Origin of the sequence: Prevotella communis (genome assembly GCF_022024115.1) — a bacterium.
Lineage (GTDB): Bacteria > Bacteroidota > Bacteroidia > Bacteroidales > Bacteroidaceae > Prevotella > Prevotella communis.
Genome location: NZ_CP091792.1, coordinates 1,000,463 through 1,022,818 on the forward strand (window position 1 = coordinate 1,000,463; position 22,356 = coordinate 1,022,818).

General features: G+C 45.7%; 21 protein-coding genes. 9 read left to right on the forward strand and 12 right to left on the reverse strand.

The annotated features are described in order from the left end of the window. The first annotated feature begins 4 nt into the window (after positions 1-4). The 5 genes from L6468_RS03875 to L6468_RS03895 all read left to right on the forward strand — a co-directional run bounded on the left by L6468_RS03875 (position 5) and on the right by L6468_RS03895 (position 3,908). Positions 5-430 carry an Hsp20/alpha crystallin family protein gene (locus L6468_RS03875; protein ID WP_091851455.1) on the forward strand — a complete coding sequence of 142 codons (426 nt, stop codon included), beginning with the start codon at positions 5-7 and terminating at the stop codon, positions 428-430. Positions 431-587: 157 nt separating this feature from the next. After that, positions 588-2,087: a sensor histidine kinase gene (locus L6468_RS03880; protein ID WP_237795496.1), complete on the forward strand. Its 1,500-nt coding sequence runs from the start codon at positions 588-590 to the stop codon at positions 2,085-2,087. A 24-nt stretch (positions 2,088-2,111) separates the two neighbouring features. Further along, positions 2,112-2,513 (forward strand): ATP-binding protein, encoded by a 402-nt coding sequence (locus L6468_RS03885; protein WP_176944262.1) that lies wholly within the window; start codon positions 2,112-2,114, stop codon positions 2,511-2,513. A 37-nt stretch (positions 2,514-2,550) separates the two neighbouring features. Next, positions 2,551-2,853: an STAS domain-containing protein gene (locus L6468_RS03890; protein ID WP_091816281.1), complete on the forward strand. Its 303-nt coding sequence runs from the start codon at positions 2,551-2,553 to the stop codon at positions 2,851-2,853. Then, a complete protein-coding gene (locus L6468_RS03895; RefSeq protein ID WP_091816277.1) occupies positions 2,850-3,908 on the forward strand; it encodes a GTP pyrophosphokinase in 1,059 nt (352 codons plus the stop codon). The genes L6468_RS03890 and L6468_RS03895 overlap by 4 nt, the downstream gene beginning before the upstream one ends. A 56-nt stretch (positions 3,909-3,964) precedes the next feature. Here L6468_RS03895 and L6468_RS03900 read toward each other — a convergent pair whose 3' ends face one another. Further along, entirely contained in the window at positions 3,965-5,329 is a 1,365-nt protein-coding gene (locus tag L6468_RS03900; RefSeq protein WP_091816274.1) for a TrpB-like pyridoxal phosphate-dependent enzyme, read from the reverse strand. 102 nt (positions 5,330-5,431) lie between these two features. Between L6468_RS03900 and L6468_RS03905 the strand changes: the two genes are divergently transcribed. Further along, positions 5,432-6,871, forward strand: a complete 1,440-nt coding sequence (locus tag L6468_RS03905; protein ID WP_237795497.1) for a sodium:solute symporter — start codon at positions 5,432-5,434, stop codon at positions 6,869-6,871. On the opposite strand, the gene L6468_RS03910 is transcribed toward L6468_RS03905, so the two are convergent. The 8 genes from L6468_RS03910 to L6468_RS03945 all read right to left on the reverse strand — a co-directional run bounded on the left by L6468_RS03910 (position 6,801) and on the right by L6468_RS03945 (position 16,980). After that, complete coding sequence (locus tag L6468_RS03910) at positions 6,801-8,483, reverse strand: hybrid sensor histidine kinase/response regulator transcription factor (protein WP_091851463.1); 1,683 nt, start codon at positions 8,481-8,483, stop codon at positions 6,801-6,803. The genes L6468_RS03905 and L6468_RS03910 overlap by 71 nt on opposite strands. Before the next feature lie 284 nt (positions 8,484-8,767). Beyond that, positions 8,768-9,694 (reverse strand): thioredoxin-disulfide reductase, encoded by a 927-nt coding sequence (gene trxB / locus L6468_RS03915; RefSeq protein ID WP_237795499.1) that lies wholly within the window; start codon positions 9,692-9,694, stop codon positions 8,768-8,770. Between the two features lie 16 nt (positions 9,695-9,710). Next, positions 9,711-10,262 (reverse strand): glutathione peroxidase, encoded by a 552-nt coding sequence (locus tag L6468_RS03920; RefSeq protein ID WP_091816265.1) that lies wholly within the window; start codon positions 10,260-10,262, stop codon positions 9,711-9,713. 33 nt (positions 10,263-10,295) lie between these two features. Further along, positions 10,296-11,207 (reverse strand): DNA/RNA non-specific endonuclease, encoded by a 912-nt coding sequence (locus tag L6468_RS03925; protein ID WP_237795501.1) that lies wholly within the window; start codon positions 11,205-11,207, stop codon positions 10,296-10,298. 96 nt (positions 11,208-11,303) lie between these two features. Further along, a complete protein-coding gene (locus tag L6468_RS03930) occupies positions 11,304-11,558 on the reverse strand; it encodes a type B 50S ribosomal protein L31 (RefSeq protein WP_091816260.1) in 255 nt (84 codons plus the stop codon). A 178-nt stretch (positions 11,559-11,736) separates the two neighbouring features. After that, positions 11,737-13,419 carry a DUF6359 domain-containing protein gene (locus tag L6468_RS03935; protein WP_237795503.1) on the reverse strand — a complete coding sequence of 561 codons (1,683 nt, stop codon included), beginning with the start codon at positions 13,417-13,419 and terminating at the stop codon, positions 11,737-11,739. 35 nt (positions 13,420-13,454) lie between these two features. Next, positions 13,455-14,378 carry a DUF5689 domain-containing protein gene (locus tag L6468_RS03940; RefSeq protein WP_091851473.1) on the reverse strand — a complete coding sequence of 308 codons (924 nt, stop codon included), beginning with the start codon at positions 14,376-14,378 and terminating at the stop codon, positions 13,455-13,457. Positions 14,379-14,409: 31 nt separating this feature from the next. Then, complete coding sequence (locus tag L6468_RS03945; protein WP_237795505.1) at positions 14,410-16,980, reverse strand: TonB-dependent receptor; 2,571 nt, start codon at positions 16,978-16,980, stop codon at positions 14,410-14,412. A gap of 189 nt (positions 16,981-17,169) precedes the next feature. On the opposite strand from L6468_RS03945, the gene L6468_RS03950 reads away from it, so the two are divergent. The 3 genes from L6468_RS03950 to L6468_RS03960 are packed head-to-tail and all read left to right on the forward strand — an operon-like array spanning position 17,170 to position 19,348. Further along, positions 17,170-18,219 (forward strand): endonuclease/exonuclease/phosphatase family protein, encoded by a 1,050-nt coding sequence (locus L6468_RS03950; protein WP_091851478.1) that lies wholly within the window; start codon positions 17,170-17,172, stop codon positions 18,217-18,219. A 5-nt stretch (positions 18,220-18,224) separates the two neighbouring features. Then, positions 18,225-18,842, forward strand: a complete 618-nt coding sequence (gene udk, locus L6468_RS03955) for a uridine kinase (RefSeq protein ID WP_091816249.1) — start codon at positions 18,225-18,227, stop codon at positions 18,840-18,842. Then, positions 18,839-19,348 (forward strand): histidine phosphatase family protein, encoded by a 510-nt coding sequence (locus L6468_RS03960; protein ID WP_091816246.1) that lies wholly within the window; start codon positions 18,839-18,841, stop codon positions 19,346-19,348. The genes udk and L6468_RS03960 overlap by 4 nt, the downstream gene beginning before the upstream one ends. 32 nt (positions 19,349-19,380) lie before the next feature. Here the strand turns inward: L6468_RS03960 and L6468_RS03965 are convergent, their stop codons facing one another. The 3 genes from L6468_RS03965 to L6468_RS03975 form a co-directional block, all read right to left on the reverse strand. After that, entirely contained in the window at positions 19,381-20,331 is a 951-nt protein-coding gene (locus L6468_RS03965) for a hypothetical protein (protein ID WP_176944261.1), read from the reverse strand. 136 nt (positions 20,332-20,467) lie between these two features. Further along, entirely contained in the window at positions 20,468-20,851 is a 384-nt protein-coding gene (locus L6468_RS03970) for a lipocalin-like domain-containing protein (protein WP_143010110.1), read from the reverse strand. Next, positions 20,835-22,355, reverse strand: a complete 1,521-nt coding sequence (locus tag L6468_RS03975) for a capsule assembly Wzi family protein (protein ID WP_143005663.1) — start codon at positions 22,353-22,355, stop codon at positions 20,835-20,837. Before L6468_RS03975 ends, L6468_RS03970 begins: the two co-directional genes overlap by 17 nt. Position 22,356 lies beyond the last annotated feature (1 nt).

Here is a 22,356-nt window from a genome sequence, read left to right on the forward strand (position 1 = left end):
AATTATGACACCAATGATGAGAACAAACAATTGGATTCCAACAGTATTCAATGATTTCTTTGATACCGACTTTATGCCGCGTGCAAACTGCACAGCCCCGGCCATTAACGTAAAAGAGACTGACAAGGCCTACGTTGTAGAACTGGCTGCTCCGGGTATGAAGAAAGAGGATTTCAACGTGCATATCAATGATGAGGGCAACCTGATCGTTAAGATGGAAAAGAAAAACGAAAATAAGGAGGAAGACAAGAGTGCCCGCTATCTGCGCCGCGAGTTTTCATATTCAAAGTTTGAACAGACACTGTTGTTGCCAGACGATGTGAAACGAGAGGATATCAAGGCTCATGTGGAAAACGGCGTGCTGACGGTAGAATTGCCAAAGCAGGTGGAGGAAAAGGTGAAACTGAGCCGCCAGATTGAGATAGGATAAGCGGACACGTACTTGTCTGAATGAAGGATGAAAGGCAGCTGCAAATAAATGCAGCTGCCTTTTTACGTTTTTTCTGCTTTTTTTGTCGTTTTTCTTGGTTGAAAAGGAATTTATTGTTACTTTTGCAAGTGAATTATCGTGACTAAAAATTTGAAGGATGGAAAACAGAAGATTATTTGTATTATTCATAAGTGTATTCTTTGGTTGTGTGAGCCTGATGGCTGAGAAAAGCGAACTGCATCAGCGTGCAGAGGCTGAAGCTGCCAGTCATCATGTTGCCAGCGCCCGTTCTTTGTATATCCGTGCTTTTGAAGGTTATGTGGCTAAAGGTCAGATGGAGGATGGTGTGACATGTGGCGTGAAAGCTACGGTGCTATATTATCAGGAAAATTTCTGGAAAGAGGCTTTTGACTTGCTACGTCGTGTCGATCAGTCTATTGCTGCAGGTCATGGCATGGCCAGCAGTAAGGCAGCCTTGCGTTATCAGACTTCTAAAGAGCGCATGCAGATGTATATGAAGATGCGCAAGAGTGATCGTGTGAAGGAACAGTTGGCTGCGATGGAGGCAAACGTGAACCAGGCGAATGATGAGAGCCTGAAAAACGACCTGCTTTATCATAAGGCCATTTATTACTATACCTTCGGACAGACGTCACAGGGTAATGCTGTATTTAAGGAAATGGCTGCAAAACTGACCGCTGAAGGTGATTACGACAAGGTAGATAAGGTTTATCAGACTTTGTTGGCCAGCGGACGTCAGAGTAATAACGCTGGTATGCTGAATCAGGCATATAGCAGTTATATGGTATGGAAAGACTCTGTGACAGCGATTAAGACGGCAGCAGAACGCGATAGCCTGAAACAGGTGATTGCTAACAATGAGCAGATTATAGCTGATAAGGACGATTCGTTGTCGGCACGTCAGTTGACCATCTCAGGACTTATTGTGCTGGCTGTGGTGCTGGCGGTAGTGCTGGTATTGGGAGCTATGGTGCTGATGCGCTATATGGTGACCACCCGTAAGCAGAAGAAAACCATAGAACTGGCTAACGAGAGCAATGCCCTGAAGGCGAAGTTTATCAGCAATATCTCATCGCAGCTGGAGCCTACGCTGAATAAACTGGATGATTCGAAACCAGAGGTGAAGGCACTGCTGAGATTCTCAGAACATATCCAGACGTTATCGGACGTTGAGAATAAGTCGGCCGATACGGATGATTTCCAGGATACGCAGGTACAGCCTCTGTGCGAGAGCCTGATAGAGGAGATACAGCCAAAGGTGAAGGATAACGTGTCACTGACTATGACGGTGCCCAAGATGGAGGTGAAACTCCACAAAGAGTATATCACTTATGTCTTACGTCATTTGCTGAAAAATGCGGCAGTATATACGCCAGCAGAGGGAAAAATCACATTGGAGTTCAAAAAGCGCAGTCCTCATACCTATCAGTTCCTGATTACGAATACGGGTTCTGTGATTCCTCAGGAGAAACGTGAAGACGTGTTCAAGCCTTTCCTTGAGATAAAGGACCTGACTGAAGGTGACGGACTTGGATTGCCTATCTGTAAACAGATGGCTTTGAAGATGAATGCCGATCTGGATATTGATCCCGCATTTACCAAGGGTACGCGCTTCGTACTGAATCTACATGTGTAAATGATAACCATAAAACCTGACGATATGACTTTAACTCTAAGAAATGATATTCAGGATGTGCCGCTGCTGGCTGCATTCATAGATGAGGTCTGCGAGACCGCAGGCTTTAATGCCTCAGTTACCATGCAGATGAACCTGGCTATGGAAGAGGCTGTGGTCAACGTGATGAACTATGCTTATCCAAAAGGTGTGCAGGGTGATATAGTCATTGAAGCAGAGGAGATGGGTGATCGTGTGCGATTTGTTATTATTGATGGTGGCACGCCATTTGATCCAACAGCTGAGGCTGACGCTGATACGACGCTATCGGCAGAGGAACGTCCTATTGGTGGACTGGGTATCTTCCTGGTGCGCCAGTTGATGGATACCGTCAGTTATGAATATAAAGATGGTAAGAACAGACTGACACTCGTGAAGATAAAATAGAAAATAAATTCGAATAATCATAAAACGACTTAAAATTATGAAAACTACAATTTTGGAGAAGGATGGCGAGTTGGTCGCTGTGTTTGAGGGACGTTTGGACACTGCAGCAGCAGTAGAGACTGAGCAGGCTCTGAAGCCTCTGTATGATTGCACAGGCCATAACATCGTGTTCGATTGTAATAAACTGGAGTATATCTCTTCAAGTGGCTTGCGTTTGCTGCTTGGCGTACTGAAGAATGCCAAACCTAAGGGTAGCCGTGTGTTTATCACTGGTATCAATGATGATTTGCGTACGGTATTTGCCATGACAGGCTTTACCAATCTGTTTGAGTTTAAATGATACCTAAGCTGAATCCTCACGGAGAGGCACTCCTGCAACAGTTCAGGGAACAGGTGCCTGCTTTGGAACAGTTGTCAAAAACGGTCTACGACCAGTTGAGACAGGTGTTGCATGAGCAGTCTGTGGAACTGAGTGCCATAGAATATCGTGTGAAGACGGAACAGTCGTTGGCTGGGAAACTGGAGCGTAAAGGCGACAAATATGCGTCTTTAGAGGATATCACCGATTTGGTGGGATTACGCATCATCACTTTCTATACGGATGATGTTGACAAGGTGGCTGCTATCGTACAGCAGTTGTATGATGTAGACTGGTCCAACTCTATTGATAAGCGTAAGGCACATGAACTGACGAGTTTCGGTTATAACTCATTGCATTATATCTGTCGACTAAAAGAGGGGAGTGCTCCTTTCGAGATTCAGATGCGTACAGCCTTACAGCATGTGTGGTCAGCGATTGAACATGATATAGGATACAAGGGTGCTGTGAAGCTGCCACCGGAATACCGTCGTCAGTTCAGTAGATTGGCAGGTATGCTGGAACTGGCAGATGATGAGTTCAGCAGGTTGCGTACCACCATGACTGACTACCGCCGACAGGTGCAGGCTTTGGTGAAATCGGGTAAGTTGGATGAGGTGTTGCTAAGCACTGATTCCTTTAGTAGCTATCTGCAGATGCATCCTTTCAATAAGCTGAACCAGCGTATTGCAGCTGTGAATCAGGCTGAGATATTTCCAGCGTCTTTGATGCCGTATCTGCCCATACTCGAGGGCTTTGGATTAGAGACCCTGGGTGATTTGCAGCGCTTTATAGATAGTAATGGTGAGGAGGCTTATCAGTTGGCTGTGTCGCAACTGGCTATCACAGATTTGGATATCCTGGCTGAGAGTATCGGATTACAGAACCTCTGTCTTGTTCATATCCTGAAGACCGGGCGTGGTCGTGTAGGTCTGAGATGGTTCTATGACACGATTAACGGCACACATGATAGCAATGAGATGCTAGCGGATATGTTGTACGAACAAGTGGCTTCACTGCCCTTCGTAAAAAAATAAAAAAAAGTTTCGTTTCAGAATTGGAACGAAACTTTCTTTTATTTATATCAGTTGTCTTATTTCTGGTTGTCAAGTTCTGCCAGGTTTTCGGCAATCATCTCGTCGGTTACAGTGTAGTTCTGCAAATCACCCTTGATATAGGCCTCGTAGCTGGGCATATCGATGAGTCCGTGACCAGAGAGGTTGAACAGGATAACCTTCTCTTCGCCGGTCTCAATGCACTTCTTGGCCTCGCGGATGGTTGCGGCGATGGCATGAGTGCTCTCGGGAGCAGGGATAATACCCTCCGTGCGGGCAAAGAGCATACCTGCCTCGAAGGTCTCGAGCTGAGGAATATCTACACCGTGCATTAGACCGTCCTTAATCAACTGCGAGATAATCATGCCGGCACCATGATAGCGCAGACCGCCAGCGTGGATGTTGCTTGGCTTGAAGTTATGACCCAGTGTGAACATGGGGAGCAGAGGTGTGTAGCCTGCCTCGTCGCCAAAGTCGTAGCGGAACTGACCGCGGGTCAACTTAGGACAGCTGTCGGGCTCGGCGGCAATGAATTCTGTGTGACGCTCACCGCTCAGGTTGTGGCGCATAAAGGGGAAAGAGATACCACCGAAGTTACTACCGCCACCGAAGCAGCCAATCACGATATCAGGATATTCTCCTGCCATCTGCATCTGCTTCTCGGCCTCCAAACCGATGATGGTCTGGTGCAGACCAACATGATTGAGCACAGAACCGAGTGTATATTTGCAATTGGGAGTTGTTGTTGCCAGTTCCACGGCTTCAGAGATAGCAGTACCCAAAGATCCGCTGTGGGTAGGATCCTTGGTCAGGATATCCTTACCAGCACGGGTTGACATAGAGGGTGAACCCTCGACAACAGCACCAAATGTACGCATGATGCTTGAGCGATATGGCTTCTGCTGCATGGTAATCTTTACCTGATAGACAGCGCAATCCAAACCGTAGATCTTAGCGGCATAGCTTAAGGCTGCTCCCCACTGACCGGCACCAGTCTCTGTGGTAACGTTTGTGGTACCTTCCTGCTTGGCGTAGTAGCACTGGGGAAGGGCTGAATTGATTTTGTGCGAACCCAGAGGGTTGGTAGATTCATTCTTAAAATATATGTGGGCGGGTGTGCCAAGTGCCTCTTCAAGTGCATAGGCACGAACCAGCGGGGTAGAGCGGTAATACTTGTACTTCTCCAGTACGTCTTCAGGAATATCTATCCAGCGATGTTCGGTATCGAGTTCCTGCACACAGCACTCACGGGGGAAGATGTGTGCTAAGTCGTCAACGCCAAGGGGCTGCTTGGTAGCAGGATGGATAGGAGGCAGAGGCTTGTTGGGCATGTCGGCCTGGATGTTATACCACTGTGTGGGAATCTCACTTTCCTGAAGGATAAATTTCTTTTGTTTGCTCATACGTTTTTATTATTGGTTTAGTATTTTGCGATGCAAAGTTATAAAATAATTATCAATTATCAATTAACAATTATCAATTATTTTGTAACTTTGCCGACTGTTATGTGGATAATTGTAATTATATGCATCTATTTTGCTGCTTTGATGTTCATCAGCAGGTTGACTCAGAGACGTGCAGATAATCAGACTTTTTTCCGGGCTGAGCGTCGTTCGCCATGGTACATGGTGGCTTTTGGCATGGTAGGGGCGTCGATATCAGGTGTAACGTTTGTCAGTGTTCCTGGTATGGTGCTCTCGTCGCAGATGACATATCTGCAAGTGTGCCTGGGTTTTATCGTAGGCTATCTCGTTGTGGCGTTTGTGCTGTTGCCTGTCTATTATAAATTGAATCTGACGTCTATCTATATGTATCTGGGACAACGGCTTGGCCGGCAATCCTATCAAACAGGCGCATGGTTCTTTTTATTGTCGAAGATGGTGGGAGCGACCATCAAATTCTATGTGGTATGCATGGTATTGCAGCAGTTCGTCTTTGAAGCATTGGGCGTGCCTTTTATGGTGAGCGTATTGGTTCTTGTACTGTTGATTTGGCTGTATACACGAAAGGGTGGGGTGCGTACGCTTGTGTTTACAGACGTGTTTCAGACATCGTGTCTTTTTGTTGCCTTACTCCTTATTATATATATGGTGATGCTTCAGATGGATTTCTCGCTCACTGATGTGTTGGGAGCGTTATACACGGATGAACGCAGTAGAGTGTTTGAGTTTGATGACTGGACATCCCCGCGCTATTTCTGGAAACAGTTCCTGAGTGGTGCTTTTATCGTGGTTGTGATGACTGGACTGGATCAGGATATGATGCAGAAAAACCTGACTTGCCGGTCATTGCGTGAAGCGCAGAAGGATATGTGTTCCTACGGTGTTGCCTTTGTGCCTGTAAACCTGCTCTTCCTGACATTGGGCGTATTACTGGCACAGCTCTTTGAGAGTCAGGACGTAGCGTTACCTGCAAAGGGAGATGAATTACTTCCTCTATATGTTGAGCATACTTCTTCTTTCTTCCATATAACCTCCTACCTCTTTGTGCTCGGCATCGTGTCGGCTTCCTTCTCCAGTGCCGACTCGGCGCTGACATCGCTCACGACCAGCTATTGCGTGGATATCAAGGGAAGGGCTCATGATGAGCAGCTCAGAAAACGGTCGCATTTGATAATTTGCTTGTTGTTTGCAGTAATGATTATCGTGTTTCATTTGCTGAACAATAAGTCGCTGATAGATGCAATTTATACGATCGTATCGTATACTTATGGTCCTTTGTTGGGACTCTTTGTCTTTGGACTCTTTACAAAACGCTTGGTAAACGATAGGTGGACGCCCGTTGTCTGTGTAATATCACCATGCTTCTGTTATGCTATCGACAGTATGGCACAGATACTTTGGGGATACCATTTCGGATACGAATTACTGATGGTCAACGGGCTGCTGACTTTTCTTGGGCTTTGGCTATTATCTCGCTCGGCTGAATGCCAAAGTCCTTCTTGAAGCAGGTGGCAAAGTATTTGGGATCCTTGAACCCCACCATGTAGGCGAGGTCGCTCACCCGGATATCGGGTTGGCTCTCTGCTAATCGCTTGGCTTCGTTCATGCGTATGGTGCGAATATAGTTATTGATATTCATGCCCGTCAGTGCACGAAGTTTATTATAGAGCGTAGAACCTGAGGCTCCCATTTCTGCAGCAAAGGTGTCACGGTCGAATTCACTGTCGTCCAGATGTTTCATCACGCATTCCTTGGCTTTCAGAATGAATTCCTCGTCAGCGGTAAGTGGACGGTCTTTGTTTTCCTCTTCAGTAGCAGCTCTTTCTCCTACAATTCGCTTGCGGTTCTCGATAATGTTGTTGATACGTAGTTCGAGGTCGCCCAAACGGAATGGTTTGGTGATAAAGTCATCGGCACCTATGAGCATTGATTCCTTGCGTGCTTCATCACTGGTCTTAGCTGATATAAGGATGACGGGCAAGTGATGCATATCTTCATTACTCTTGATGAGTCGAGTCAGTTCGTTACCATCCATTTCTGGCATTGTCACGTCAGAAATAATCATGTCGAGATCCCGGGTCTTTATAATCTCCAGAGCCTGTTGACCGTTTGTGGCTGTTTGGATATTATATTTGCTGCTCATGAGTGTTTTCATCAGCATAAGCAGTTCCTCGTTGTCCTCTACGAGCAGGATATTATAGAATTCTTCTTTTTCTTCGTAGGCAGTAGGTGTCACAAGTTGCTCTGGTATGTCTTCCAGTGCACGAATATCGATAATGGTTTTGCGTGGTTTGGTAGGATCGAAGTCGTGTTGTTCGTCAATCTGTGAGGGCGTAAATGCATCTTTGCCGATAGGAAGAGTTACTGTGAAAGTGGTGCCCTTGCCTTCTTCGCTCTTGCAATGGATGGTGCCATTGTGCAGAAAGACCAACTCGCGTGTGAGTGCCAGTCCGAGACCAGTGCCGTTGACTCTCATCCAACGGTAATCGCCATCATAGAAGCGATGAAACAGATGTTTGAGCCTGTTAGCTGGGATGCCGATTCCATTATCGCTCACCTCAATGGTGACTTGATTGAAGTCTTTGTTGGTCCATACCTTGAGGGTTACAATGCCTTGGGCATTTGTGAATTTTGCGGCGTTTGACAGGAGGTTATAGATAATCTTGTCTACTTTGTCGGTATCAATCCATCCCATCATGGACTGTGGGTTGCATTGTATATCGAAAGTAAGTCCTTTTTTATACATCAATGGTTCAATGCTTAGGGCTGTCTCACGAATATAGGCTATGACATCTCCTTGTGATACGCGAAGTCTTAGCTCTCCCGCTTGCGACTTGCTCGTTTCAAGAATCTCCTGGAGCAGGCGCGTCATACGTTCAATATTGAGTTCCATCAAAGCATAGTCCTTTGTGTGTTGAGGTTCCTGAGCGCGTAATTTTTCTATGGATGCAGAAATCACGGTGAGTGGTGTCAGTAATTCATGGGAAATGTTGGTAAATACCTCGTTCATCTGTAGCCGATGATGTATCTTGACACTTCTTCTATATACGAGCCAACCGATGACGACTAGTAGAATCGTCATAATAATGATGACCATAATAATTTCGTTGTTCATGGGTTGGTAGTTTTAAGTTTAAATTTCGACAGCGAAATTACGAATATTTTTCAAAAAGTGCAAGTTTTCTTTTCAAAAAGTGCTTATTAAGGTTTATTTTTCGTTAATTTGGGTGGAAAAATCGATAAAAAGTAATTTTTAAACTATAATTAACAAAACTTCAACCTATCTTTCCAATGAAATTGTTATCTTTGCAACGTAAAAAGATTTTTAATGGTTAAGGTTTATGGTTGATTAATTTAGTTATGAAAAAGCCTCGTTGTGAAACGAGGCTTTTTTGCGTTTTATGCTAATAAGTATCTTTCTGCTTCTATTGCAGCCTGACAACCTGTACCTGCCGCACTGATTGCCTGGCGATAGGTGGGGTCAGCGCAATCGCCTGCTACGAATATTCCAGGAATCTTTGTTTTGGGTGTACCGTCTATCTTTTTCAGGTAGCCTACCTCGTCGGTTTCAAGCCATTCCTTGAATATGTCTGTATTGGGTTTGTGTCCGATAGCCAGGAAGAATCCGTCAATGGCAATGTCTACAAATTGTTCGTCGGGCTCGCCCTTGCGCTTTACCAGATGGGCACCTTCTACACCGTCTTCTCCAAAGAGTCCGATAGTGTTATGCTCGAACAGGATCTCAATGTTCTCGCGTTCCATAACGCGTTGCTGCATGACTTTTGAAGCGCGCAGATAGTTCTTGCGTACAATCAGGTATACTTTTTTGCATAGACCGCTCAGATAGAGGGAGTCTTCACATGCGGTGTCGCCACCACCTACTACTGCTACGGTCTTCTTGCGATAGAAGAATCCGTCGCAGGTGGCGCAAGCGCTTACACCCATGCCGTTGTATTTGCGCTCATCGTCGAGTCCCAGGTATTTGGCTGATGCTCCAGTGGCGATAATCACTGTGTCGGCTTCAATCTCGTTGTTAGAGTCGTCCCATGCTTTATAGGGAGCCTTAGAGAAATCAACCTTTGTGATTACACCATCACGGATATCTGTGCCAAAGCGTTCTGCCTGTTCGCGCAGGTCCATCATCATCTGATTGCCATCCACGCCGTTGGGATAGCCAGGGAAATTCTCTACCTCGGTAGTCTGTGTGAGCTGACCGCCAGGCTGCATACCGCTATATTCTATGGGATTCAGATTGGCTCTGGATGCATAGATTGCTGCTGTATAGCCTGCAGGACCGCTACCAATAATCAAGCATTTCGTCTTCATAACTATGAACTATGAATTATTTCAGCAGTTCTTCAATCTGCTTGGCAATGTTTTCAATTTTCTCAGTTGGCTCGAAGCGGGCGATAACCTGACCTTTCTTGTTGATAAGGAATTTAGTGAAATTCCATTTGATGTCGGCAGATTCTTTGTAGTTGGGATCTGCCTTTGACAACATATCGTCGAGAATATGGGCAATGGGGTGGGTCATATCCCAACCGGCAAAACCCTTTTGTTCTTGCAGGAACTTATACAGTGGTTCGGCATCGTCGCCGTTTACTTTAACTTTCTTAAAGCGTGGAAATTCTGTTCCGAAGTTCAGCTTGCAGAACTCGTGAATGCTCTCGTCGGTTCCGGGAGCCTGCTGGCCAAACTGGTTGCAGGGAAAGTCCAGGATCTCGAAGCCCTGACTATGGTACTGTTCGTACAGTTTCTCCAGTTCTTCATACTGAGGTGTAAAACCGCACTTTGTGGCAGTGTTTACGATGAGCAGCACTTCGTTGGCGTACTCTTTCAGCGAAACGTCCTTGCCTTTTCTGTCTTTGACAGTAAAATCATAAACAGTTTTCATTGTTTTGTGAGTTGTATTAATTTAAATGATTGTTTATAGTCCCCATTTGATTGTGGCAAACGACTTCTCGACCTCGTTCTCTGTGGCGTCGGGCAGGTTACAGAAGAAGTCAATGCCGGTAAGTGCCTCCAGGTTATCTATGCTCATGGCATATTTGCTGAGCTCGTCACCTGAATGGTCTATGTTGTCGTGCTCAAGCCAGAAGCCAATGGCCTGATAGGTGGTCTTGGTTTTCATCAGCAGAGCAACGAAGAAATACTTAGGAATAGGTAGTTGTCCCTTAATCTTACCTTGTGGATAACGACTATTCTTTAGTAGCATATCTTCTTCGATGGTTCCACCTTTTACAATATATAATGTGTCGCATCCGCTACTGCGTCCCCAGTTGCGTACTTTGCTTTCCAATCTGCACCAAGGACTGTCGTATTTGTCTTCATTGCCAGCATTAAACATGTAATACTGGGGCTGCATATTCGTGTAGTAGAACGTCTGGTGATTGGCAGTCTTTGAATATTGTCTGTCAGCCGATGCACAAATGTGTCCACGAGTAAAGCCAGAACCTTTATAGTAACTATATGTGTCTGAAACTCTGTAAGATGTGGGCAGGTCTGGATCTTCTTCAAATCTGCCATCATATCCTGCAGAGCCCGTCTGGCCTTTATGGATACGATAGGCTGTCCATCGCTGGGCTTTTTTGTCTGCATCCCATTCAACGATGAAGTTCACGCCTTCTTTGTGTGTGGTAGAATGAACCAATACGATACAGCCATTCTTTAGGTGAGGCATCTCCAAACGAGATGCTTCCTTGACAATGTTTGTGGCGTTTTGGTTGCTGTTTGTTAAGTCGTAAACCTTGGAGTCGTCATCATCACTACACGATGTTGCTATCAGGCATACCGATAGGAATAAGGTTAGTTTCAGACTAAGGGTCTTGAGAGTCGTCATCTTTTCGTTTTTGTGATTAGTCAATGAAGGTGCGTACAAGGCATATGCAACTACCCTGGACGCACCTTCGCGTAAGTGTCATTTCCTAGAAATATCTTACTTCTTCGAAGCCTTACCGTAGCGGCTCATGAACTTATCGACGCGACCAGCGGTGTCGACGAGCTTGCTCTTACCAGTGTAGAAGGGGTGAGAGCTGCTTGAGATTTCAACTTTTACCACGGGGTAAGTTTCGCCTTCGAACTCTACAGTGTCGTTAGTCTTAGCAGTAGACTTCGTAAGGAACATATCGCCGTTGGACATGTCCTTGAACACGACGGGGCGATAGTTTTCGGGATGAATTCCTTGTTTCATTTCTTTTTGTATAATTGATGATAAATAATAATTCTGTGCGCACAATGCGCCAATCAGGGTGCAAAGGTACGAACTTTTTTTGATTCCTGCAAACTTTTGGCTTCTTTTTCTATGTTAAGGAAAAATAAACGGGCTGCATCCGTTGTGGATACAGCCCGTATGATAAATAGAGAAACTCTTATTTGCGACGGCTGGCAGCTGTCTGAGAGTTGAGCTTCACTAAGTAGTTCTTCTTGCTGGCAAATTCGGGAGTGTTACCATTGTAGTTCACTACCTTGCCGCAAACAATTACTTCGTCGCCTACTTGAACCTGTGTGTTGCCTTCAACCCAGGGTTGATTGCCGAAGTAATAGCAGCTGTATGCGATAAACTCCTTGCCACCCGTAGCACCATCGTCAGAGATGTTAAAGGTAGCAGTTCCATACTGAGCACTGAAAGTGAATTTGATGCTGGAAATTTTTCCCTTAACATAGTAGTCGGCTTCAGATGTCACTCCTTTTTCCATGGCTGCTACGGCGTCGTATGCCTGAGATGCAGTCAGAGGATTATCGAGTGTTCCTGTGGTATTTGTGTTACCACTATTGCTACCATTGCTATGAGATACAAGGTAGTTGTTCTTGTCGAACTCAGGTGTTCCGTTGTAGTCCTTCAGTTTTCCTGCAACGACAACTTCGTCGCCTATGGCAAGATTTTCAAGTGCAGTAAACTGCTCCTTGTTAAGGTTAAGTCCGCTGTATACCTGCAATTTGGTGCTACCATCCTTGCTGTCAGAAATCCAGTATGTGATAGAGCCATAAGTGCTATTGAATTTGTCCAGCTGAACAATAATACCCTTAACGAAAGCCTCGTCTGGCAGTGCTCCTGAATTGATGGCGTTGATGGCTGCAACAACATTCCAGGGGTCAGCTTGTGTACCGCTACCCTTTGCTTCTCCGCTTGGGGTGTTTCCGCTTTCTGGCTTAGTGCCAATCTCAGTGCCATTAAGAATTGCGTAAGTCACACTCTTGATACCAGTCACGCTGAAATACTTTTCAATGTTACCGTAGAGGGTTACTTCCTTTTTGTAGTTTCCTGCATTATCCACGAGGTTAAGTGAGCTGCGTACATCGCCAGTAGGCAGTTGTACAGGCATACACTTGGTAATGTCGGTCTCATCAGCAGAAGCAGCAACCAGAATGTTTGATACAGTAGCGGTTTCTGCACTAAACTTAGCGTCTGTTGTTGCCTTACCATCAATACTACCAACGATGTATCCTTTCACGAACACGCCAGTGCCACTGCCAGCTGCAAGAGCTGCTGTTACATTATATGGAGAATCGATAGTACCCTTACCGTCGCCATTGTCACCGGATGTGTTGCCGCTATCACTTGTGGTTCCATTATGTGAATAAATGTATGTGCCAGTGGTAAACTCAGGAGTATCTCCTTTGTAATTTACAACTGAACCACACATAATCACTTCGTCACCTGCCTTGAGCTGGTCTGTAGAGGTGAACTTCTGATCGTTCAGATAATTTGAACGGTAAACCAAAAGTGAGTTGGTTCCGTTTTTGTCATCAGCAATAGTAAATTGTGCATTCAGATAAGTTGCGTCAATTCCTTTGCCGAGGTCAGAAATATATCCTTTTACGTAAATCTTGTCAGAGTTGACGTCTGCGCCAAGTTCGTTGATAAGTTTCAACGCGGCTGCCACATTGTATGGGTCCTCAACGGTACCACTACCTGCGGGGTCGATGGTAACCTCTTCTCCTGAGTTGAATGAGTCATACGGATTGTTGTATGGCTCGGGCACATCTTCACATGCAGTGAAGGTGAATGCTGCGATGGTCATAGCCATCATTGATTTGAAAATCTTATTCATAGTTTTATTCTTTTTTTCTGTTAACAAAATAGGTTTTACTTCACTTCTTCAATGTCGCTCAGCGAACGCATGATGAGCTCCCACTGGTCGCGCTGGCCTTTCTTGTTGCAATAGTGCTTCAAGACACCAGTAACATTGACTTTACCAGTAGGCAGCTTCATTGCTGCGAAATCTGCGTAGCTGCTGGTGTAGATCTGTACAGCAACACCATCATTTGTGTCAGAGATCTGCTCATTGAAATACCAAGAGGTTGAGAAACCTGGGATAACAAAAGCTGATTCACCAGGAACAAACTTGATACCGTCGTGATAAGTGCCGTTTTCTCCTTCTTCAGAATTGAAGTAACCTGCCTGCTTAATGGTGACATTCTTGATGGTACCCAGTTTGCCTGCATCCATCGTCAAGTCCCAAGTGGTAGGAGTGCTACCATCGGCAAAAAGTTCTGGAGTTACGTGCTCACGATAACCAGTGTAGGTGAAGTGCTGCTGCCACAATGCACGGGGCATACGGCTGACGCTAACTTCGCCATCCTTACTTGTGTAAGGTGTACCAATTGTAGCAGAGCGACGGTAGTTACCAATGCAGAGTCCTTTCAGGTCAATCAGAATCTCGGTACCCACGGGGAGGTAACCAAAGATGCCGCCCTGAGAGATGCCGATGAAAATACCACCGGTTTTATCCTGCACGCAGATTTCATTGTACATATTTCCCTCGATATCATTGGCTGTTACTACAACCTTGAGCTGCAGGTCTTCATCAATCTGCTTGTAGACACCCAGTGTTGATATCTCGTTCTTGTATTTTGTCTTCAGATCCTTGACGGTGATGACATTAGCCTCCTTGATGTCGGAATTACCGTAAATGGTGTCCTTGGCTGCAGGCTCGTCCCAATCGCCGTCCATACATCCTGTAAACACACCGCATACAAGTGCTAATAATAAATAATGTATCTTTTTCATACTTTCTTAATGCTTAAATCGTGACTATCTATTAGAACTTATATGCAATGTTGAGCATACCGTTGATGCCGTAAGCATAGAACTTCATGGGGTTCTTTGAGAACTTATAGGCACGTACGTTTCCGCTAGCAGTGTAGTCGGAACGGCTCTGCTCGTAACCGCCAGTTACAATGTTCTGGTTGTTCAGCAGGTTAGTAACCGACAGGTTGATGCTCATAGAGCGACCTCTCTTCAGGTTGATGCTCTTGCCGATAGAGGCGTCAAGCATGAAACCACCGTGACCCTTGGCCTGTTCTACGGCGCTCTCCATCACGTTGCCATTAGCATCGTACACATTGTGCTCAATCTTCTCGCGAGCTGCCAATGTTGAAGAGTAACGGTAAGAGGGTGAGTAGCCAAGGTAAATACGATCGTAGTAATTACCGTTCAGGTCAATGAACCAACCGCCTTTGTGGTAGCTCAGAACCAGACTCAGTGCTGTGAGGGGAGTACCAGATTCGCGCATGTTTTTATTATATACTACCTCTGGCTTGTTGTCGTTAGCATCATTGAAGGTACCCTTTGTGCTGCTCATGTACCAAACCTGGGCATTGTTAGTGTTGCGAGCCTCGCTGATAGTACCGAGCGTCTTCAGGTTGATAGCGTCGGTGAGCTTGAAGTTCAGACCCCATTCTACGCCGTAGTACTCTTTTGAGATGCCTGTCATTGAAACATAAGAGAATGAGTTGATATCGTCAAAGTAGAAGTTCTGCCACTCAGTAGCGTCTTCAACGATAGCACCATATGCCATGATGTTAGCTTTCAACCATGAGTTCTGCATCTGGTAGCCAATCTCGGCAGAGTAGTTCTTCTCGTTCTTCAGGTCAACCACGAAGTCATTGTTCATCTCAGGTGAAACGAAGGCAGACTGTGCCTGTGGAGCACGAACCTCTACGCCGACACCACCATTGATAGAGTGACCATGTCCGAGATTGATAACGGCGCCTGCCTTACCGCCACCTTCTAGGAAGTGGGCAGTCTTGCTCTTGCCGTAAGAGTTGTTGAGGAACATACCGTTGCGCATCTTGCCTTCACGCTGCATCTCGACACCGCCAATGCGACCGCTAACGAAAGCGTGGGTGTTGCCTGCAATGTCAGCGGCATAGGTCATCCAAACGTTGGCCTTGTTGACAAAGATATTGTAGTCGTAGCCAAATCTGTCGCCTTCGCGAACAACGGCATTAGGATGGTTTGCGTCATACTGAACCTCAGGATCCAGTGCTGAATAGTTGCCGATAGCGTAGGTGTTGATGTTGTGATAAACACTGGCACCCAGCAGGTCGTCCATTGTCTGGTAGTGCATACCCTTGTTGGTAGCCAGCTGGAATCCCATGTTCAGACGCTGGTCTTTGTTCAAGTCGAAGTTCAGGTTTGATGCAAGGGCAACATTCAGGTTGTCATTGTGCTTAGCCTGAATGAAGTACATGGCGTCTGCACCCTGCAAGGCAGCGTTGCGGTTGGCCAGGTACAACTTGTCGAAGTCAATCTGACGGTCGCGCTGGTAACCTGACATCAGGTTCTTGGCACGCAGCCAGTCGCTGGCACACTGCTCTGTACGGTTGTTGACGTCACTCTCATCCCATACGTCGAAATAACTACTTGGCAGGTTCTTCCAGTAGTTGGGGTGTGGGTTGTCTGAATTGTTGTAGTTGAGCTTGGTGCTCTTGTACATAGAATAGCGTCCGGTCAATGTGGTCACCAATTTCATCTGGTCGTTGATCTGCCAGTCCCAAGTAAACATGGCTGTGGGAGCGAAATCGTTAACTACACGGGAGTTGCGCTTCTTGCCGTTCTGGAAACCCCAGTTAGGGTTGTAAAAACGGTTGTTAGCCAACCAATACATTTCGTCAGTGGCTGCACCCTGAGAGGCACGCTCTGTGGGGTTGCCCCAAGTTACCAGTGAAATGTGGTGCTGGTCGTTGATGAATTTCTCTGCGCCGAAGAAGTAGCTCAGTGCGTTGTAGAATGTTCCTTCAACATAAGACGTGCTCATGTTTGCCCAACGGTAAGTCAGGTTGGCAGAGTAAGCCCAGCCGTTTTCCTTGACGCCGCTGTTGTAGGTGTACATGCCACGAAGGGTGTAGTTGCGGTTTGCACCTGACAGCGTGAAACGGTGCCCTGTAGCAAAGGCAGAGGGACGGAAGTTGTAGTTGTTAGAACCGGCCATGCCACTCATAGAGAAGTTGTTGTCTTCGAAGGGCAGTGAGTTTTCCACGCCACGTGTCTGCTGGTTCAGACCACCAACGATAGAATAACGGAACTGACCTGTCTCCATGTCATTCATCTGCACACCATTGATGTAGATGTCATTGTACTTTTGGTTCAAAGCACGGTAGCGGAAGCGCATAGGGCTGAACAGATAGCCTACTTGTGAGGCGTAAATGCTTGAGTTTGAACCTGTGATAGTCACGTTCTGCGACATATCGTCGTCCTCGCCCAACTGTGCTTCCGTGAAGGTGAATGCTTGCTCGTCCTGCACGCCCAGAGAGTCAATCTCTGTCTGAGCCATTGCAACGGGAGCGACACAAAGCGCCATCATCACGAATTTCAGCTTTTTATTCATAGAACTTTTTTAAGATTAAATTAATTATAGTTGTGTGCAAAGATACATTAAAATTATGTAACAACAAAGTATTTTATAAAAAAGTTTTCTCAATTATAAAATATGTGGTAAAATTGTATTGTTTATCAGAATTTTTTGTAACTTTGCACACAAGAACTATTTATTAAGCCTAATTAGACTGATCTGAATATGAAAAAGACAATGTTTTTATTGGCACTGCTTTTCCTGATGGGAACTGGTACCACGTTTGCTCAAGAGAAAAAGTTCTCGTTGTATGGCATCGGATTCTATAATTTGGAGAATCTGTTTGATACGTGTCATGATGAAGGTCATAACGACTATCAGTTCTTGCCCGATGGACAATATAAGTGGACGGGACTGAAGTACTCCAATAAACTGAAGAATATGGCCCGTGTGCTTGCAGAGCTCGGCACAGACAAGTTGCCTGGTATAGGTTGTGCCATCATTGGTGTCTCTGAGGTTGAGAATGCCAAATGTATGGAAGACTTGTGTAATCAGGAACCCTTGAAGAAGCGTGGCTACAAGTTCGTACATGTTGAGGGACCTGACTATCGTGGTGTTGACTGTGCCATGATTTACAATCCTCGTCTTTTTTCTGTTGAGAACGTGACATTGATGCCCTATACCTATATCTTGCCTGAAGACAGTATGCGCCATACCCGTGGATTCCTCACGGTGAGTGGTAAGTTGGCTGGTGAGCATGTGGCAGTCATTGTCAACCACTTGCCTTCTCGTGGTGCAGGTTCTTTCTATCGTGAGGAGGGTGGCCGACAGATTCGTTTGGTGAAGGATTCCCTGCTTCGTGTTGATCCTGATTTCAAGATTATTATCATGGGCGATATGAATGATGATCCTCAGGATAAGTCTATGGCAGTGTCCTTGGGTGCACAGCGTAAGATGAAGGATGTAGAGAAGGGCGGCCTTTGGAATCCTTGGTGGGATACTCTGGCCAATGGCACAGGTACGCTGATGTATGATGGAAAGTGGAACCTGTTTGATCAGATTATCCTGTCTCAGTCATTACTCGACCAGAATAAGAAAAAAGACTATCGTACCCTGAAATATTTTGCTCACCAGATTTTCCGTCGTGACTATCTGTTCCAGAAAGAGGGCAAATATAAGGGAAATACCCTACGTACTCATGCCGGCGGTGTGTGGCTCAACGGTTATAGTGATCACCTGCCCACAGTGGTGTATGTCGTAAAAGAAGTAAAGTAACAGGTATGACAATTATCGGAATAGCAGGCGGTACAGGTTCAGGCAAGACCACCGTAGTAAGAAAAATTGCCCAGTCGCTGCCTCCTCATTGTGTGGCTGTCGTACCTATTGACTCGTATTATAACGATACTACGGGTATGACGCCAGAGGAACGCAAGGCTATCAATTTCGACCATCCTGATGCTTTCGACTGGAAACTGCTGACGGAGCATGTGAAAAAGCTGAAGAATGGAGAGGCTGTGGAACAACCCACGTATTCCTACATCGAGAGCAATCGTCAGAAGGAAACCATTCATGTGGAACCAAAACCTGTGATTATTATTGAGGGCATCATGGCTCTTCATAATAAGAAACTGCGTGATGCAATGGATTTGAAGATCTTTGTCGATACAGATAATGACGTACGCCTGATTAGAAATATCCGTCGTGACGTCGTTGAGCGTGGCCGTACGGTTGAGATGGTGCTTGATCGTTACGAGAAGGTGCTTAAACCTATGCACGAGCAGTTTATCGAGCCCACTAAGAAATTTGCTGATTTGATTATTCCCTGGGGTGGCGAGAACCGTACGGGTATTCATATCCTGAAAACTTATATTGAAGGTATTGTAGTTCCAGGGGTATGACAAAGTTATATCTTGTTCGCCATGGCGAGACGTTCGATAATGAACGTCAGATTATGCAAGGACAGACGCCGGGTGAACTGAATGCAACAGGCATCCGTCAGGCTGAGGCTTTAAGTCTTCAGTTGGCGGATGTTCATTTTGATGCTATTGTAGCCAGTGATTTATGGCGAGCTATTCAGACGGCACAAATCCTGGCAGAGCCTCATCAACTGTCTGTTGTTACCACGCCCCTGTTCCGGGAACGTGACTGGGGTAGTTTTACAGGGCGTTTTATCCCTGATTTAAAAGACATAAAACCATGGCCTGATGATATAGAATCTCTCCCTGCAATGAAGGATAGGGCAGGGCGTTTCCTTGATTTTATCCGTAAGAATTATCCTGAGTCTCAGGTATTGGCAGTGGGACATGGTATTATTAATAAGGCTATCCAAGCTGTGTACTGGGGAAAGGAAATGCACGAGATAGAGAAAATGAAAAATGCCGAGGTGCGAATCCTCGACATTTAACAATTATCCTTCACTTTTCCTTTTACCTTAATTTATCTTCTTCCTCCACGGGGGCTGCTACCGCTGCTGGTACCTCTGGTGCCGCGATCAGATGAACCTCTTGACATGCTGCCACTGAAGCTTCCGCTGCTATGACTTCTGTTGCTGCTACTGCTGCCAATGTTGTGATTGCTGCCTGAGGTTGATCTGCTGCGGTCAAAGTCACGATTACCAACGCTTGTTCTGCTATTGCCGGACTCACGGGTGCCGATGGTCGTGTTGGTACGATTGAGGTCACGGTTACCGCCAGTGCTGCGATGGCCTCCGAATTCGCGGTTGTTATCGATACTGCGATTGTTGTTCAGGCCACGATTGTCATTCGTACTCCTGTTCCCGTCAACTCTACGATTTACGTCTGGTGTACGGCCGTTTCTCTCGGTAACACGTGTTGAACTGCGTCCTCCGTTGTTTCGGTAGTCACCGCGATCCCAACTGTTTCGCATTCCTACGTGATGATCCCGGTGAGTTACTGGGCGATAATGGCTATGGCGTCCTTCGTACCAGCTTCTGCCTCCATTATGGCGCCAGCTGTGTCCACCGCGATAGGTAGCATAGAAGTGTGGACGACCGAAGTAGAAGTAGTCACGACGTGGGTAGTGAATGTAAACTCCGAAGTGCCAGTGACCTGCCTCCCAATAAAGCGGACGGTAGAAATAAGTGGCTGCACGGAACAAATCCCACTGCCATGAATAGAGGATATAACTCAGATCAAGGTTGCGGCGCTCCCAGTAGGGACCGTATACATTATCATATGAAGTAACCCCCATCAGGTAGTCGAGGTTAATCTCGTAGGCTGCCTCATACTGCGCGTCATTCAGATTCAGTTCGTAGGCCATCTTGTCCGTCAGGAATAGAGCCTCGTTGCGAGCCTGCTCGTATGACATGGCGTTTGCCGCTGCTGCTATCGTCAGCATGGAAACCAGGGTAAACAACATCTTTTTCATAATCGTATCGTTTTAATCGTTCTACAATCAATTTCTATTTCTTGCTGCAAAGATAAGGCGAAAATATGGACGAAAAAAGGGATTTTCCCTAAATGGTTAGAGGAAAATCCCTATGCTTGATAAGTAGTGGATCATTTCAATACTTATAGAAACTCCAGGTCTGGCCATCTTTGCTGAGCACTAAATCATCATCGTTGAGTGCGTTGATTTTCAGACGAATGTCGTTGAAGGGCTTGAAACCAAAGCTGTTTTCTATAATAGCAGTGTCGGCTGCAGATGCGTTGATGGAGATGCATTGTATGAACAGACTGTCACCATTGTGTTGGAAGTTTGCATATATCTCTGTATCGTCAGTCATTCTAAAGAGAGCTACAGAACCAGAGAAACTGACATATTGTGTGTCTGATCCTTTTAGACGCCACTGTCCAAGCAAGTCGCCTGCCTCCCTGCCTTCCTGACAAGAGCAGATAGGGCAGATTAAAGCAAACAGTAGGATGATGTATTTACAGAATCTTGCCATGATATCCAATTTTTATGTCAAACGTAGAATTGTCGCCATAGATGTTTCCTTTGTCAAAGGCATATGATGCGCTGAACTGCCAAGGCCCTTTGTGATACTTGCCTTGGATCATCGCATCGAAAGAGTGGTGCTTGTTTGCTAAAGGTCTGCTGTATGTACCCCATCCCTCACGATAGGAACCTTTTACGAGATAGCTCAAATGATTGCTGATTTCGCCATTGACACCTACGTGCCAGGCTTTGACACGGTTATCTTTAAAAGCTGTGTAGCCATCCTTATTGTAAATAGGCGAGGTTATCAAAGCAATGCCGGGTGTCATGCCATAGACGGAATAACTATTATAGGTGAAGTGATTATAATAGTTGTCGCTGCCAACAACATAGTCTGTTATCTGGCTCCGTATAGGTTCGGCGTAGTCATTGGGATCCCAATGTAATGGTCCCGACTGGTTGGTACTTTGAAAGTATTCTAGCACTGCCCCTCTGATATACTGTGTGCCAGGGGTCTTATTGTTATATTGCAGTCCCCATGTTCCGTCAGCTCCATTGCTTTTTCTCATTCCAGAACCATCTTCGAATATATCATCCAGATAGGCCTGGACGGTATGATTCTTGTTGATATTCCATCCCAGTTGTACTGTCATCTCACCTAAGTGGTTGCCAAATATCCAGTCTTCCATGGCATCGTGTTCTGCATAGTTGCTATCACCAAATGGCAGTACAACCTCTAATAATGATTTTAGGTTTGTCGAACTCTTTTTCGTTACAAATTCACCATTCCTATTATAGGCGTGTGTGGTTCCGCCAAACTGTACTATATGTTCCATACCTCCAATGAAGAATAGATGTTCATTGAAATTAAGGCGGAAATAGAAATGTTTCTGGTGGTATAATATATCTGTGGCATAGCATCTGTTGATGTTTTGTCCATTAACAATAGGTGCCTCATTAAATTTCCTTTCGCGATAGTTACCGTCCAGGTAAGTGCCGTATCCTCCGTCAAAGTTCAGTTCCAGTATTCCTTTCGTGAAGGGAACACTCCAGAAACCGTCGGTTCCGATATGAACCTGAACCATAGGTTTGGCATTGGTTCCCTTGATAAATGATCCGATAGATAAGTCCTCATCGCGAAGAACTTGGTGCTGCTCTCGCTCTCCAACCTCCAAGAAGAATTTCTGATAAGACAGGTTTGCATAGCATTGCTGCAGATATGCCTGATGGTCGGCATGGACAGAGCCAATGGCATCAATACCGCCCGATAATTTCCAGTCACGTGACAGGTCATGGCTAATCTGCACGGCTCCGCGTATGTAGGCGGTGTTAGAGCGCGTGCCCAAAACGTGATGGCGATTAGTTGCTAACTGATAGGCTGTGAAGTCGCCTGTTCCGACAGCTGCCTCTGACGTGATATCGTAAGAGATAGTTGTTTTTAGAGAGTCTTGCGCATGTCCTAGTGCAGGATATATGCAGCATCCGATAAGTAGTAATATTGGCTTGTAATTCATT

What these genes read in the sequence shown, in the direction of transcription:
- L6468_RS03875 (WP_091851455.1), top strand. Translation starts at nt 5, where the DNA reads ATGACACCAATGATGAGAACAAACAATTGGATTCCAACAGTATTCAAT.
- L6468_RS03880 (WP_237795496.1), top strand. Translation starts at nt 588, where the DNA reads ATGGAAAACAGAAGATTATTTGTATTATTCATAAGTGTATTCTTTGGT.
- L6468_RS03885 (WP_176944262.1), top strand. Translation starts at nt 2,112, where the DNA reads ATGACTTTAACTCTAAGAAATGATATTCAGGATGTGCCGCTGCTGGCT.
- L6468_RS03890 (WP_091816281.1), top strand. Translation starts at nt 2,551, where the DNA reads ATGAAAACTACAATTTTGGAGAAGGATGGCGAGTTGGTCGCTGTGTTT.
- L6468_RS03895 (WP_091816277.1), top strand. Translation starts at nt 2,850, where the DNA reads ATGATACCTAAGCTGAATCCTCACGGAGAGGCACTCCTGCAACAGTTC.
- L6468_RS03900 (WP_091816274.1), bottom strand. Translation starts at nt 5,329, where the DNA reads ATGAGCAAACAAAAGAAATTTATCCTTCAGGAAAGTGAGATTCCCACA.
- L6468_RS03905 (WP_237795497.1), top strand. Translation starts at nt 5,432, where the DNA reads ATGTGGATAATTGTAATTATATGCATCTATTTTGCTGCTTTGATGTTC.
- L6468_RS03910 (WP_091851463.1), bottom strand. Translation starts at nt 8,483, where the DNA reads ATGAACAACGAAATTATTATGGTCATCATTATTATGACGATTCTACTA.
- trxB (WP_237795499.1), bottom strand. Translation starts at nt 9,694, where the DNA reads ATGAAGACGAAATGCTTGATTATTGGTAGCGGTCCTGCAGGCTATACA.
- L6468_RS03920 (WP_091816265.1), bottom strand. Translation starts at nt 10,262, where the DNA reads ATGAAAACTGTTTATGATTTTACTGTCAAAGACAGAAAAGGCAAGGAC.
- L6468_RS03925 (WP_237795501.1), bottom strand. Translation starts at nt 11,207, where the DNA reads ATGACGACTCTCAAGACCCTTAGTCTGAAACTAACCTTATTCCTATCG.
- L6468_RS03930 (WP_091816260.1), bottom strand. Translation starts at nt 11,558, where the DNA reads ATGAAACAAGGAATTCATCCCGAAAACTATCGCCCCGTCGTGTTCAAG.
- L6468_RS03935 (WP_237795503.1), bottom strand. Translation starts at nt 13,419, where the DNA reads ATGAATAAGATTTTCAAATCAATGATGGCTATGACCATCGCAGCATTC.
- L6468_RS03940 (WP_091851473.1), bottom strand. Translation starts at nt 14,378, where the DNA reads ATGAAAAAGATACATTATTTATTATTAGCACTTGTATGCGGTGTGTTT.
- L6468_RS03945 (WP_237795505.1), bottom strand. Translation starts at nt 16,980, where the DNA reads ATGAATAAAAAGCTGAAATTCGTGATGATGGCGCTTTGTGTCGCTCCC.
- L6468_RS03950 (WP_091851478.1), top strand. Translation starts at nt 17,170, where the DNA reads ATGAAAAAGACAATGTTTTTATTGGCACTGCTTTTCCTGATGGGAACT.
- udk (WP_091816249.1), top strand. Translation starts at nt 18,225, where the DNA reads ATGACAATTATCGGAATAGCAGGCGGTACAGGTTCAGGCAAGACCACC.
- L6468_RS03960 (WP_091816246.1), top strand. Translation starts at nt 18,839, where the DNA reads ATGACAAAGTTATATCTTGTTCGCCATGGCGAGACGTTCGATAATGAA.
- L6468_RS03965 (WP_176944261.1), bottom strand. Translation starts at nt 20,331, where the DNA reads ATGAAAAAGATGTTGTTTACCCTGGTTTCCATGCTGACGATAGCAGCA.
- L6468_RS03970 (WP_143010110.1), bottom strand. Translation starts at nt 20,851, where the DNA reads ATGGCAAGATTCTGTAAATACATCATCCTACTGTTTGCTTTAATCTGC.
- L6468_RS03975 (WP_143005663.1), bottom strand. Translation starts at nt 22,355, where the DNA reads ATGAATTACAAGCCAATATTACTACTTATCGGATGCTGCATATATCCT.